Annotated in this window: 13 protein-coding genes; 6 read left to right on the top strand and 7 right to left on the bottom strand. The window is 62.3% G+C overall.

The window, feature by feature from the left end:
• Positions 1-4 precede the first annotated feature (4 nt).
• Positions 5-1,603 carry a phytoene desaturase family protein gene (locus IEX64_RS12585; RefSeq protein ID WP_188820024.1) on the top strand — a complete coding sequence of 533 codons (1,599 nt, stop codon included), beginning with the start codon at positions 5-7 and terminating at the stop codon, positions 1,601-1,603.
• 216 nt (positions 1,604-1,819) lie between these two features.
• On the opposite strand, the gene IEX64_RS12580 is transcribed toward IEX64_RS12585, so the two are convergent.
• The 5 genes from IEX64_RS12580 to IEX64_RS12560 all read right to left on the bottom strand — a co-directional run bounded on the left by IEX64_RS12580 (position 1,820) and on the right by IEX64_RS12560 (position 6,494).
• Positions 1,820-3,034, bottom strand: coding sequence for an aromatic ring-hydroxylating oxygenase subunit alpha (locus IEX64_RS12580; RefSeq protein WP_188820023.1), 1,215 nt, complete (start codon positions 3,032-3,034; stop codon positions 1,820-1,822).
• Between the two features lie 303 nt (positions 3,035-3,337).
• Positions 3,338-4,165, bottom strand: a complete 828-nt coding sequence (locus tag IEX64_RS12575; protein ID WP_188820022.1) for an SDR family NAD(P)-dependent oxidoreductase — start codon at positions 4,163-4,165, stop codon at positions 3,338-3,340.
• A gap of 140 nt (positions 4,166-4,305) precedes the next feature.
• Entirely contained in the window at positions 4,306-5,088 is a 783-nt protein-coding gene (locus IEX64_RS12570) for a hypothetical protein (protein WP_188820021.1), read from the bottom strand.
• Between the two features lie 56 nt (positions 5,089-5,144).
• Positions 5,145-5,987 carry an SDR family NAD(P)-dependent oxidoreductase gene (locus IEX64_RS12565; RefSeq protein ID WP_188820020.1) on the bottom strand — a complete coding sequence of 281 codons (843 nt, stop codon included), beginning with the start codon at positions 5,985-5,987 and terminating at the stop codon, positions 5,145-5,147.
• Between the two features lie 117 nt (positions 5,988-6,104).
• The gene (locus IEX64_RS12560; RefSeq protein WP_188820019.1) at positions 6,105-6,494 is read right to left on the bottom strand and encodes a nuclear transport factor 2 family protein; all 390 of its coding nucleotides are present in this window, start codon (positions 6,492-6,494) and stop codon (positions 6,105-6,107) included.
• A 186-nt stretch (positions 6,495-6,680) separates the two neighbouring features.
• Between IEX64_RS12560 and IEX64_RS12555 the strand changes: the two genes are divergently transcribed.
• From IEX64_RS12555 to IEX64_RS12545, 3 genes are read left to right on the top strand one after another with little or no spacing between them, the layout of a single operon-like run.
• On the top strand, positions 6,681-7,382 hold the full coding sequence (locus IEX64_RS12555) for a hypothetical protein (protein ID WP_188820018.1): 702 nt from the start codon (positions 6,681-6,683) through the stop codon (positions 7,380-7,382).
• Positions 7,382-7,990 carry a cytochrome c oxidase subunit 3 gene (locus tag IEX64_RS12550; protein WP_229710236.1) on the top strand — a complete coding sequence of 203 codons (609 nt, stop codon included), beginning with the start codon at positions 7,382-7,384 and terminating at the stop codon, positions 7,988-7,990. The genes IEX64_RS12555 and IEX64_RS12550 overlap by 1 nt, the downstream gene beginning before the upstream one ends.
• A gap of 16 nt (positions 7,991-8,006) precedes the next feature.
• The gene (locus IEX64_RS12545) at positions 8,007-8,264 is read left to right on the top strand and encodes a cytochrome C oxidase subunit IV family protein (RefSeq protein WP_188820017.1); all 258 of its coding nucleotides are present in this window, start codon (positions 8,007-8,009) and stop codon (positions 8,262-8,264) included.
• 48 nt (positions 8,265-8,312) lie between these two features.
• On the opposite strand, the gene IEX64_RS12540 is transcribed toward IEX64_RS12545, so the two are convergent.
• The gene (locus tag IEX64_RS12540) at positions 8,313-9,368 is read right to left on the bottom strand and encodes a class I SAM-dependent methyltransferase (RefSeq protein ID WP_188820016.1); all 1,056 of its coding nucleotides are present in this window, start codon (positions 9,366-9,368) and stop codon (positions 8,313-8,315) included.
• The gene (locus tag IEX64_RS12535) at positions 9,361-10,383 is read right to left on the bottom strand and encodes an LLM class flavin-dependent oxidoreductase (protein WP_188820015.1); all 1,023 of its coding nucleotides are present in this window, start codon (positions 10,381-10,383) and stop codon (positions 9,361-9,363) included. The genes IEX64_RS12540 and IEX64_RS12535 overlap by 8 nt, the downstream gene beginning before the upstream one ends.
• A 456-nt stretch (positions 10,384-10,839) precedes the next feature.
• Between IEX64_RS12535 and IEX64_RS12530 the strand changes: the two genes are divergently transcribed.
• Positions 10,840-11,781, top strand: coding sequence for a VOC family protein (locus IEX64_RS12530; protein WP_188820014.1), 942 nt, complete (start codon positions 10,840-10,842; stop codon positions 11,779-11,781).
• Between the two features lie 18 nt (positions 11,782-11,799).
• Positions 11,800-12,890 (top strand): acyl-CoA dehydrogenase family protein (locus IEX64_RS12525; RefSeq protein WP_188820013.1); only part of this gene is annotated, 1,091 nt, incomplete at its 3' end.

The following is a 12,890-nucleotide window of genomic DNA, read 5'->3' as shown; positions in this document are numbered from 1 at the left end:
CAGCATGACCGAGGCATCGAGCGTCGCTGGCGAACAAGTCGACGTCGTCGTCATCGGCGCGGGCCACAACGGCATGGCTGCAGCCGGCTATCTTGCGCGCGAGGGCAAGAAGGTGGTTGTCGTCGAGCGGCTGGACAAGGTCGGCGGGATGACAAGTTCCGGGTACATGATTCCGGAAGCGCCCGGTCACCTGGTCACGCCTTGCGCCGTCGAACTGCTGTTCGCGCGAAAGTCTGGCATCATCGAGGATTTTGATCTTCACAAGTACGGGTTGCGCACTGTCGATCCCGATCCGACTTATGCCTATCTGCACCCCGATGGCAGTTCAATCGCCCTGTTCTATGACTACCGCCGGACAGCGGAAGATATTTCTCGCATCAATCGCAACGACGGCAAGGCCTACCTGAAGTTCATGGAGACGTTGAACGTCATGATGGACATCGGCTTTCCGCTGATGATGGCGGAACCGGGCCGTCCTGACATCAAGAACCTATCCAGGATGATCGGCAGCGCCGTTCGCAACGTGCGGCTCAAGGACGAACTCGTCGCCATGTCCAAGGGGACTGCGGACCAGATCGCCTGCGAACGGTTCGAACACCCCGCCACCATCGCCCTGCTGCTGGGCATCGCAGCAGGCGCCGGCCCGATTGATGACGACGGCAACGCGGCCGCGTACATGATCTTTGCAGTGACTCACAAGTACGGCACCGGCAAGCCGATCGGCAGCCTGCAGTCCTTTTCCGATGCACTCGCCCGCAGCATCGAGGCATCGGGCGCGATGATCGAGCTCAATGCTCCTGTTGCGGAAATCATCATCGACGAGGGCACCGCGAAGGGGGTCAGGCTGCAAGACGGCCGGGTCATCCGCGCCAAGATGGTGATCGCCACCTGCGATCCGCGCACGGCAATGCGCTTGACCACCCCGGGGGGGCTCCCGCGCACCTTGACGCAGCGGATCGAGCACGCCCCCGCCAACCGCTCCAATGCCGCACCGTTCCTGGCCAACCTGGCCCTGTCCGGCCCCTTGACGCTAAAAAAGCATCAGGACATGCGGCACGACGACGCCGATCTGAACAAGGCCGTAGGTCTGATCGGCACCCCTGACGAGGTGCGCAATGCTTTCGCCCTGGCCCGGCGCGGCGACATTCCCGAGCGGCACGCGGTGTCGCTTACACCGCTGTCGAATTCCGATCCGACCCAGGCCCCGCCGGGAGGCTCGCTAGCCTATGTCTATCTGCCCGGCGTAGCGGTCGATGCCCGAGAAGGATGGTCCCCTGCCCTCAAGGATCGGACGATGGAATCCATCAAATTGCACCTGAGCGAATTCTATGACGGGCTCGACGCCGAAGTCGGGCGTTTCGTGGAAACCGCGCGCGAACGCGAGAAGCGCCTGAACGTGACCAACGGCTGCGTCACTCACGTCGATTTTGGCGCATTGCGTTCGGGCGTGCATCGTCCGGCAACGGGCTTCGGTGGTCCCAAGCCTCCGTTCCCCGGATTCCTCATCGGTGGCGCCGGTGCGCATCCGGGGGGAGGCGTATCGGGGATCGCTGGACGTATCGCTGCCAACCGGGCGCTGCGCGAACTCAAGAAGATGAAATAGGAAAACGGCGCCTGCCGCCCCTTCGGGCAGTTTCTCGTCTGCGCCCTGACACATCTTACCAGGCCACGATATTAGCCACGGCCCCCGGGCACTGTGGCGCTTTCGTTCGATGTCGCGCAGCTTTTCGATAGCCATATCACGAAACTGCCCGTCGCGACGGACGAAACGAAACGGGCCGGACAAGGGGCGTACCGCAGAGGCGGTACGCCCCTGAAATCAGGCGCTGCGCGGCGCGGTAAACTGCGCCAGGCGCGGTTGCACCCGCAGATCTTCCGGAATGAGATCCGGCCCAATTCGACGATCGATCTCTTCCTCGAACCAGTAAAGCGCCCGCTCCTGATAGCCTGCGAGTATGGTCTCTATCGTGCCGTTACGCAGCGATTGCTGGATACTCGAAAAGAGGCACAGGTCTTCCGAGAGGATGTGTTCCGTCGCCGCGCGCATGCCCGTCCAGTACGCCTTGTCGGCTTCGCTGTCGCACTCCCAGCCGAGCTGGCGAACTTCCATGACCGATCGATCGGGCCCCATCGGCCAGAAACACTGCAGATTGAAGCCCACCGGATCCAGCGAGAAGAAGGTGTTGGGGAAAGTCGGTAGGGCGATGGTGTTTTCGAGGAAGACGCTGGCGATGTCGTCGGGACGGACCGGCGGTGTTTCAAAAAGCGAATCCCCGCCCTTCTTGCGCGTACCGAACCGCATGTGCCCCCCCTCATAGAGCGCAATCACGAAACTGCTGGAATCGAGATGTGGGGCCAGTGTCCGGGGATGAACTGTGTTGACGTGATAGATTTCGAGGAAATTGTGGTAGGCAATTTTCCAGTTGCATTCCATTTCCACCAGGAAACGGTCCTTCACCACCAGCCGTTCCAGCGGATACCCTTCCGTCAGCGCGACAAATTCCCCAAGAAAATCGGTGAGCGGCGGGGCATCATCATCGAAGTTGATGAAAATGAACCCCCTGTGGCTTTCGCACCGTACTGCTACCAGACCATTGCCGGCTTTCTCCAGGCAAGGGAAGTCGTGCTGGCTGGGCACCGATTTCAGTTCACCTTCGAGATCGTATCCCCAGGCGTGATAAGGGCAGATGAAGCGCATCGCGCGCCCGGCCGGTTCGAGCAGCAGGGGGGATCCACGATGCCGGCAGGCATTGTGGAAGGCTCTAATCTGACCGTCCTTGGCACGAGAAAGGATCACGGACCGGTCAAGGTGCTGGAACAGCCGGTAAGACCCAGGCGACGGCAGTTCGGACTCGATCCCCGCCAGCAGCCAGGCTCCCGTCCACAGGCGTTCGTTCTCCAGCGCCGCAAAGCCCGGATCGGTGTAGCGGCCCGCCGGTATCGGGGGCAGGGCCGGAAACCCTTCGGGATGTTCCGATCGCAAAAGTTGCTCGTCCATCGTCTTGTTGAGCAATTCGAGTGCTGCTTGACGCATATCATTCTCCCTTCAGGTCAACGTGGCGGCCAGCGTGCGGTTCTATATTATTATTTTTACGCTGTATTTCCGAAGCACTGAATCTATTGGAGAGAGTTTGTAATCCACTCGCCAGGACGCGAACCTATATTAGGATAGGCATGCTCCTTCTCCGCTCCTTATGCGATCTCTTCTACGGCGTGGATTGCCGGCTTTCATGGTGCAGCTCCCCTAGATCGACATCGACCTGTGGGCCAATCCTTACGCTTTGAAGATCACCCCGAAGGAAGCAGGCCCTTGGGGTCAGGCCTTCGCCTCTCTTGGTCAGAGCTGGTTGCTACCCGCTGCCTCGAACAGGCGCCGGAAATCCACCATTGTCGGCTGGTGGGCAGTGAAACCGCCATCGACCGGGATGAGCGCGCCGTTGATGAACCTCGATTCATCCGATGCGAGGAAGGCCACCACATTGGCGATATCGCGCGGAGAGCCCAATTCTGGGTTGAGGTGGTGGTCGAGCAGGATGTCCTTCACCGCTTGCGGCGTTGTTGCTTCCGCGGTCTCGCTCAGAACGAAGCCGATGGCGATGGCGTTTGAACGGATGCCCTGCTTGCCATATTGCGTGGCGAGGAAACGGCTGAGATTGATGAGCGCCGCCTTCGAGGCACCGTACGAGGTCAGCGTCATTTCGCCCAGAAGGCCAAAGCCGGACGCTGAATGGATCAGCGATCCGCCGCCGCCGGCAATCATTATCGGCAAGGCGTGCTTGGACAGCAGCATCGGCCCGCGCGCATTAACAGCGAAGGCCTTGTCCCAGGCATCGGCGGAGAGGTTGATCACATCAAGATCACAGCCACGCTGCTCGCTCGTCTGGAATGCAGCATTGTTGTGAACGATATCTATTCTTCCATGCCGCTCGGCTATTGCCGCGACGGCTTGCGCCACAGCGCCCTCATCGGTCAGATCGAATGCCGCGGCATCGGCAAGCATACCCTCAGAACGCAGGCCCTCTGCAGCGGTTTCCACCCTGTCGGCAAGTATGTCGGCCAGAACCACCTTTGCCCCGCGCTCGCCTAGTACGCGGGCCGTTTCCAGCCCGATCCCTTGCCCCGCGCCAGTTACAATCGCGACGCGCCCTTCGAGATTCCCGCTCATACCTGTCTCCTTCACCGGCCCCGGAAGCACGGGGCGAAGTCAATAGGCACCTATAGAAGGGTAGGCCATTCCTTGATTTGCATGGTGTGGGCGGACCCTACGGCGATCGGCATTCAGGCGGCTGAAAACCTAACGGAACGTCAACTTGCCGCCAGCTTTTCCAGGCCGGCAGCGCGCACATTGCCGCCCATGTGCGCCCTTGCCCTTTCTTCCTCGGCAAGACCGGCAGCCGTGGGATGCTGCACATGATCCTTGGTCAGCCGCGGTGTCGCGACATCCCATTGGGTAATGCGGGAACCATGCGGCGCGACCAGCCCGGATTTTTCAAGAGCAGTATCCGCTCCCCGCCACGCCGTTCGGGCGGCATCGGCATCATTGATCCGATAGATCGCCACGTAACGGTACTCTGGCGCCACCGGAATCATCTGCCCGAACGTCCGGAATACCAGGAACGCGGCCGACTTCACCCCCGGCCGAGCTGCGGCTTGCGGGAGATAGTTCGCTGCGTACCACGAGCGGAATTCGTCCTCGCGGCCTTCGGCGCAATGAAGTTCCTCCAGAATCACTCCACCTTCGTGTGGCACGTCCGGATCGTGGTCGTGAAATGCCAGGGGGTAATAGTGAAAATCGTAAAGCACGCTGTCGTCGATCGCGTCCGAGACCTGCATTCGCGAGGTAAGGGCATTTTCCAGATGTTCGCGACTGAAGCGGACAGGATCGAAAACGTCGTAGAGCGCCAGATATTGCCAGTCGAACCCCTGCGGCCGGCAAGGCTGCTCGGTCGAAAAACGGAACCTCTGTGCCGTCACCGAACCGCGAAATCGCAAGGCATCACGGATATGGATGTTGGTATACCAGTCCTCCATGTCCGCTTCACGGCCTTCCACAGCCTTGGTCAGCACCACCAGTACGGCATCAATCATCGTCCCTCTCACTCCCTTTTCGTAATCGCGTCCCGGCTCGAATGGCCTTGCGGGGATCAGGCTGGGACGGCAGGTCCCTGAAACGCGAACGGCGCGCCCATCATCGCCCGGTAGGACTGCGGCTGCTTCCCGTCGCTGTCCTGGATGCCATAGCGCTCGGCCAGTTCCGCGCCGATCAAGGCCCTGCCGCAGAAGCTCAAAAGCGCAGGGTCGTCCGCCAGAGCGTCCAGCACCAGCGCGGAAAATTCCGGCGTCTCCCAAAAGGGCAGCATTGCGCGCATGTCGTCGGGAATCATTTCGGGCGGCATCGCCCGCACCGCATCGGTCAGGATAAACCCAGGCCAGAACGAGACCGCGGCGACGCCATGCGGCGCAAGGTCCGCAGCCATGTCGGCCATCATCTTGTCCGTACCCGCCTTGGCCGCGCCATAAGCCGGGCCGTGGAAGTACGAGACGGCGCCATAGAACGAGATGCTCGCGATCAGCCCGCGGCCCGCCGCCACCATCAGCGGTGCGGCATGATAGGCCGCGACATAACTCGAGCGCAAACCGACATCAATCATGTCAGCCAGCTTAAGCGGCTTCTCCCAGAACGGGCCCGGGGAAACCAGTTCGGGCCCATAAACGGCTGCCGCGTTGTTGACGAGCACGTCCAGACGGCCACCGGTTTGATCGGCCAGTTGCGCGAATGCGCGTGCGACCGCCTCGTCGTCGCGGTGGTCGCATTGCAGCGCGATGCCCTGGCCGCCGCCATTCTCGATCTCGCCAACGACCTCGGCCAGTTGCGCCCGGTCGCGGCCGGTGATGGCGACCGTGTGGCCGCGCGATGCGAAGCCGCGCGCCATCCCCCGCCCCAACCCGCGCGTTGCGCCCGTCACCAGCACTATCCGATCGCCCATGTTCAGCCTTCCTGTATTGCACTCGCAACCATAGGGTACGCGCCGTCCCGGTCTGTCGAACCTATCCGATGGTGAGACAGACCGGCTGACGGCAGCAGTCGTAGTCGCCCCTGCTGGTTACGCGCCGCCACCTGTCGAGAAGGCCTCCGCCACCGCGCGCGTATCCATGAACTCCTTGCCCGATACGATCTGGCCGTCCCGGATGATGAGCAGGTTGTGGTATTGGTTGCGATAGACGTGGCCGGGAAAAACCATTTCGCCGCGCACTTCAATCGCGACGCGGTCCCCCTCCGCCGTCATGCCCACCACTTCGGCGGTGCGGCGCTCGGCGGTCAGCAGCCCTAGCTTCACGCTGTCGATGAAATCGGCGCGGCTCATGTCGCCATGGCCCAGAATCCACCAGCTGCAGTCCGGGTGCTGCAGCGCCTCGATCGCCTCGACGTCGCCTTCCTCGACCGCGCGCATGTAACGCCGCGCCACCGCCTTGTTCGCTTCGATATCGCTCATCATCCACCTCCAATAGGGTTGAATGCGTCAGCCACGCTGGGCCGGCCCTGCCCGCCTCGTTGAGCGAACCCTCCGATCATGTCGCGGCATCCCCTGCCAAGAACCCTATCCACGGATGGGTGGCCCTTTGTTGCGACCTCTTCACGATATGCCATCGAACGCCGGGAGACGGCGCTAGGAGGGGCCATGAACGCAAGCAGCACGACAATGAAACTGTGCACCTACATGGGCGCCGTGGCGGGAACGATGATGTTCGTCGGTATCTGGCCGCTGGCACAAATGTTCCCTCCGCTGGCACCGACGTTATCCGCCGCAGAGGTGGCCGATTACTACCGAGCGCACCAGACCGGCATCCTGGTGGGCGGGATCCTCATCACCACCTCTTCGGTCTTGTTCTTCCCGTTCCTCGCGGCGGTGGCGACGTTCATGAAGAAGATCGAAGGCCCGGTTTCTCCGCTGACATGGTCCTTCGTGATGGTTGTCGCCTATGGCTTCGTGACGCTGTTCTTCGCAGGACTGTTCTTCACCGCCGCCGCTTACCGCCCCGACAATCCCGATCCCATTATCCGCACGCTGAGCGATATCGCCTTCTTCCTTTTCGTGATGCCGGCCGTGCCGGGTTTCGTGCAGAACGTCCTGACGGGCGTGGTCATTCTGGGCGACAAGCGCGCGCAGCCCATCCTGCCGCGCTGGCTGGGTTACATGAACCTGTGGACGGGCGTCCTGCTCCTTCCCGGACTGGCTGTTGGCCTGTTCAAGGTCGGGCCATTCGCCTGGAACGGTATCCTCGCCTTCTGGCTGCCGGCGGTCGTCTTCGGAATCTGGTTCAACCTGATGATCTTCGCCATGCTCGCCGCCATCAAGCGCCGCGCCCTGGCCGGCGACTGATGGCGACGCGGGTTTCCGACATGACCAGCCAGAGCACCGGGATCCCCGGCCGTACATCCCGCGGGCACATCCCCGGCGAGGAGGGAATATGGGTCTTTATCGGCGGCGACCTTCTGGCGTTCGCGGTGTTTTTCATCACTTACGCCGTGGCGCGCCGGCAGGAACTAGCCGTGTTCGAAACGTCGCAGCGGCTGCTCGATCGCGATCTCGGTCTCCTCAACACGCTTATCCTGCTGACCAGCAGCCTGTGCGTGGCTCAGGCGGTTGCCGCCGTGCGCCGCAGTGACCCGCGCGCGCGCCTTTTCCTGTTCGGAGGCATTGCACTCGGCGCGAGCTTCGTCGTGGTCAAGGCCTTCGAATATTCGGCCAAGATCGCGCACGGTTTCACGCTGAACACCAACAGCTTTTCGATCTACTACTACATGTTTACCGGCATCCATCTGGTTCATGTGCTGATCGGGCTTGGCGTGCTGTGCTTCACCGCGTCGCGCTTTGACCGGGCCGGCCGAATGCCTGGCGGCGTCGCGCTGATCGAGGGCAGCGGCGCCTTCTGGCATCTGATCGATCTGCTGTGGATCGTCCTGTTCGCGCTGCTTTACCTGCTTTGAAGGACCGGAAGACTTCATGTCTGTGATCCTGCGTACACGCATCACGCTCGTCTGGGCGCTACTCGTCGGGGCGACGCTGTTTTCATTCGAGACCCAGACGCTCGGCGGTGCGGCCGTGGCGCGCACGGTGATCCTTGTCATCGCCTTTGCAAAAGTGCTGATGGTCGGCCGGGAATTCATGGAACTGCGGCATGCACCGCCACTGCTGCTGTGGCTATTTCAGGGCTGGGCCGCCCTCACCTGCCTGGCACTGCTCATTCTCTTCAACCTCTAGGGTCAGGACCTGCTACTCGCCCCCGAATGTCCTAGCGTCCAAGCACGGTCAGACCCTGCGGATCGCGATCAGCACATTCCATGAGCAGCTCCGTTGGGGATCTGCGGCAGTGCGGGCCGCAAGGATTTCCGTCAGATTGTCCAGCAACGCCTCGCGGTTCCGTTTGGGATCGAGTGCGGCAACGAAATTGGGGCCATTTGCCGCTCGCATCATATTGGCCCAATTCGCGCCGAGCCGGTTGGCATCGGCGGTGCGCTGGAAATCATCCCAATAAGGATCGGGCGCCGCAAACCGCGAAAGATGCTCGATCCGCAAATCGGGAACGAGGCCGGCTTCGAAGGGCGCCGCTAATTGCGCCAGCGAACGCCCGGCAGACGGCGCCGTCATTCGCAGCAATTCCTCGTCGGTCAGCTGCCCTTGGTTCCGCAGCGCCATGATCGCTTGCCAGAAATGGCCAGCCATCCATTCGAAACCGTGGCCGTTGTCGCCCCTGCCCATGAACTGGCAGACCAGCCGCCCACCCGGGCGCAATTCCCTGCTTCGCGCCGTCAGGAAGCGCAGCCAGTCCTGTGCGAGAAGCGCATCGACCGCCGCCCTCGCTTCCGCAGAGCGACTGAAGACGGCCCAGCCATGGTCCTCGACTTCAACCGGATTGCGGCTCATCCAGTGGAGCGCATTCGACGACCAGCCAAGATCGACGCTGCCCGGTGGCAGGATGGCACCGAAATAGGATCTCCCAACCGCCAGCGGATAAATGCCGCGTCGGTCCGCCATATAGCTTGCCGGATCATCCGCCAGAAGCGTGAACAGCGAAGCGAAATCGTTGGACGGAAGGTCGGTGTGAATGATGCTGACCGGCCGGTCCGCTTGCCCGATCCTGACCAGGTCGATGGCACTGGCCATTGGCCCCATCGAATTGCGGCCTTGCGATGCACCATAGTCGGCAATCGTCACCGGCCCATGCACTTCACGGCCGACAATGCGGGCCGCTTCCTCCAACAGCGGCAAAGCCGACTGGAGGTTGGCATGCTGAAGCCCGGAGTGGCGGTTATACAAGCCGCTTCCTGCCATCGCTGCTATCGATGACGGCGCCGGCTCATTCATAGAAGGTCTCCGCTATACGCCGGGTGTAGGCTGCGCTCTTTTCCGGCGACAGGCCATAGTGTGGCACCACCGGCGTGATCGCGTCCGCCTGTGCGGCCCGCTGCTCCACACGCGCGCGCACTTCATCGGCCGAACCGATGACCGCGATGCTTTCCACCATCGCATCCGGGCACGCGCCTGCCATGGCAGCCAGATCGCCGCGAGCAAACGCGGCCTGAATCGCTGCCGCCTCCCGCCCGAAACCAATGCCCTCGAAATAGCGAAGATACTGTGGCGATTGACTGTAATAGGCAACTGTCGCGCGGCTGTCCTCGATCGCCTCGCGCCGGTCGTCGGCAATCGCGGTGAAGATGGAGACGTTGAGCGAGAAGTCGGACCGCGCCCGGCCGCCCCGTTCCAGCCCGACCTTGACGTTCGGGATCACTTCGCGCTCGATCCAGGCCTCGTTCCATAAGGGATGCCCCAGCAACCCGTCGGCAATCTCCGCCGCCTGCGCGCAGGCCTTCGGAAACACGGCGGGCAAGACAATGGGAATTTCGCTGCGCGGCGCTGGTTGAAGCAACCGGAAATTTGAGAGATCCAAACGGTGATACTCGCCCTCCAACTGCTCCAGTTCGCCAGTATGCCCCCGCGCCACTATCGCCCGAATCATGCCGACGATTTCCCGCATATGCGCCAGTGGCTTGCCATAAGTGCTGCCGAACGAACCCTCGATCTGGCTCTGCGCACTGGACCCCAGGCCCAGAACGACTCGACCGTTACTGATCAGGTCTAGATCGATCGCGCTGCACGCCGTTTCGAGCGGACTGCGGACGAAAGCCAGTGCGATGCCGGTACCCAGTTTGATCCGCTGTGTGGCGGGCGCCACCGCGGCCAGCGTGGAAAACGGCGCGCCGAACATCTGCGGAGCCCACACGCCCTCCACGCCGCCCGCTTCGTAAGCCTGTGCGAGCGAGACCAGCGCATCTCCGCTTGCCGGCACAAGTTGCGCCCATACTGACTTTCGCTTGGTCATGGCCTCTCCCTAATGCTTCCGCCTGCCATCAGACGGCAGGGCAAAATCTGGAACCGGGCGCATCGCTGGCCAGGTCCTGATCGGGCATGTGTAACGGGCGCGGGGATGCGCACGCCTGCCCGAAGATAGTCAGGCAGGCGATTCGGGACGGACGACGGCCGATCCCGGCATGTGCCAAGGGGCCGAACGTCCGCATCCGCTGAAGCCAGCGGTGCTTGCGTCTATGGCAAAGGCCGAATCGAAGATGAAGCATGCATGGGCGGGCGCCCAGCATCCTGGGCTAATTCTCGACAAGCCGCTCAAAGCAGACCGCATGCGGGCACTTTCAGCCTTTAGCCCCCCGCCGCCCCCCTGACACCTCCTAATTTCGCGACCGCCCAATTAGGCGGCTGAATTTTGACCGAGATCAAAGGCCTCTCAGCCTCGGCCATCTATACCGACCCCAGGAGAGACAAAATGAACACAAACTGTTCAATCAGTTCAATCCCTGGAGTAGCTGCTCTGCGCGGCATCTCGCTGGAAGTGCCCGATCTGGAGGCCGCAGCGCCGTTTTTCGCGGCACTCGGCGTGACTGCGACTGGCGATGGCACGCAGTGTTCGGTGCATACGGTCGCACAGGCCGACTGCATGACGCTCAGGCCCGTTTCCGGACGCCGGCGCCGGCTCCGCCGGATCACATTCACGGCGCCTCCATCGGAAATCGGAACCATCCACACACGGGCTATTGAAGCGGGCCACATGGTAATTGCCGCCACCCCTGCCTCACTTCTCATGTCCGGCCCTAACGGCATTGAAAGCGAAGTTGTCGCACGGGACGTGCCGCACGTGAAAGCCTATGATTGCCAAGCGCTCATTTTCCCGCACGCTCCTTGCCACAGTGAAATCGACACGCCGCGCCCGCAGTCCCTTTGTCACGCAGCGATTTTCGTATCGGCCATGCCCGAGGCACTGGACTTCTATTGCCGCGTACTGGGTCTTCGCGTGTCGGACCGCTGCGGCGGCGACCTCGTATTCCTGCACAGCCGACACGGCGGCGATCATCATATTCTCGCGCTGGTGAAATCGTCCGGTCCGGGCCTTCACCACTACAGTTTCGAAATGGGCACGATCGACGCCATAGGCTTGCGCGCCGCCCACCTCGCCCGGCAGGGCTACGAAGCCGGATGGGGCATGGGCCGCCACGCGCTGGGCTCCAACTTCTTCCACTATGTGCGCGACCCCTGGGATTGCCATGTGGAACTGACCGCCGGCCTCGACCAGATCGCGGCCGACTCCGACCGGGCTCCGGGAGACCACAAGGCGCAGGACGCCTTCTATCTTTGGGGGCCGCCGCCGCCATTGGATTTCATTGCCAATTCCGAGGCCCTGCCCGCCGGGCAGCCGCTAGTCACTGCCTAACCAGGAAAGGAATGGATCATGGCGACCGTTCTTAAAGTTGCAGACCTATCTGTCGAACCTACCGGCTATAACGAAGAGGCCGAACGCGAGTTGGTCGGCCGCGCCCGCGAGCTTCAGCCGCTGTTGCTGCAGCACGCCGCTTACGGCGATAAGCACCGCACGCTGCACCCGGACGTCTTTGCCGCGCTGACAGACGCAGGTTTCTGGGCGATGGCCGCGCCGCGCCGCTGGGGCGGGCTGGGCACCAGCGCCCGCGCCATGTCGCTCGTCGGTGCCGAACTGGCCAAGGCCGACCCTTCGGTCGGCTGGGTCTATACCGTTCTGCACGGTACCACCTGGGTCGCCAGCCTGGGGCCGGACGAACTGCAGGAAGCCATCTTCGGCTCCAGCAGCGAGCATCCGGTGATCTGCGGCATCGCCAATCCGCCAGGCACGATGGAAGAAGTTGACGGCGGCTACGTTGTCAACGGCCGCTGGCCCTATGCCTCGGGCTCGCTCCACGCGTCATGGGCACAGCTCGGCGTCAATATCCGCAATCCTGATGGTTCGGTCGAACACGGCGGTTTTGCTTACCTGCGCCGCGAAGATTATACGATCGAAGATACCTGGCACATGATGGGGATGAAGGGCACCGGCTCGAACACCATCGTCGCCAAGGACGTGTTCATCCCTAAGGCGCAGTTCTACCATGTCGCCAAGCTGGGTATCGGCGGGCACGAGGCGGGCAAACGTCATGTCGGCGAGCCGTCCGACTATTGGCCGTTCATGCCGTTCCTGCGCGCCACTGCGCATGCCGTCGTGGCGGGCGCGGCAAGCGCTATTCTCGACCGCGTGATGGAAGCGGCGCAGAAGCGGCCCATCATCTACACCAGCTATTCGCGTCAGGCCGAAGCCGTGATGGCGCAAGGCGAGATCGGCGAGGCGGCGGCCCGCATCTCCGCCGCCGTGGCGCTTACACTCAAGAACTGCGAACTCATCGACCAGGTCGGGCTGACCCGCGTGCCGATGACCCCGCAGCAACGCGCGCAGAGCAAGGGGGAAGGTGATCTGCCCCCTTCTGAGTGGCCCAAAATCTGTTTTAGATTTTGCCACGAAGGAGGAATGGAATG

Source organism: Novosphingobium indicum (genome assembly GCF_014645195.1).
Lineage (GTDB): Bacteria > Pseudomonadota > Alphaproteobacteria > Sphingomonadales > Sphingomonadaceae > Novosphingobium > Novosphingobium indicum.
Note: the sequence above shows the minus strand (reverse complement) of the source record. Positions and strands in the feature narration are given on the sequence as shown.